This window comes from Vibrio sp. 10N.222.55.C7 (assembly GCF_041473335.1).
Lineage (GTDB): Bacteria > Pseudomonadota > Gammaproteobacteria > Enterobacterales > Vibrionaceae > Vibrio > Vibrio crassostreae_C.
This window is the reverse complement of the sequence record NZ_JBFRSC010000013.1, coordinates 1-494: the sequence shown is the minus strand read 5'-3', so window position 1 is coordinate 494 and position 494 is coordinate 1. Positions and strand designations below refer to the sequence as shown.

Here is a 494-nt window from a genome sequence, read left to right as displayed (position 1 = left end):
TGAGTAACGGTTGCATCACCACCAACCGTTAGGCCGCTAGCAGTCAGGTCATCGCCTTCCACATCAGATGCTTGTGATAACAGTTGCTCTTGGCTTAGACGGATAGAACCATCTTCATCGATTGAGTACGCTAAATCGCCAGACACTGGCGCATCATCAACGGCAGTTACACTCACATCGATGTTGGCAGAGACCGTATCGGTACCGTCAGATACATCAAAACCGAAGTTTACGTCGCCATTGAAGTTTTCATTCGGAGCAAAGGTGTACGTACCATTACCGTTGTCAGTAAGGATACCGTCGCCACCATCGTAGGTCACACCTTCAACCGTTAGGTTGTCGCCTTCAATGTCAGTAGCGCCTGTTAATAGGTCTGCATCAGTGAAGATTAACGTGCCATCTTCTTCAACACTGAACTGTTGATCTTGAGGTACTGGCAAATCATTTACTGGGTTAACGGTTAGGTCTGCAGAAGCTTGAACCGTATTGGTGCC

The 494-nt window shown here is 47.8% G+C and carries 1 protein-coding gene; it reads right to left on the bottom strand.

Going from position 1 to position 494, the window contains the following annotated elements:
• A partial coding sequence (locus tag AB4482_RS04310) for a cadherin-like domain-containing protein (RefSeq protein WP_372180585.1) occupies window positions 1–494 on the bottom strand: 494 nt, incomplete at both ends.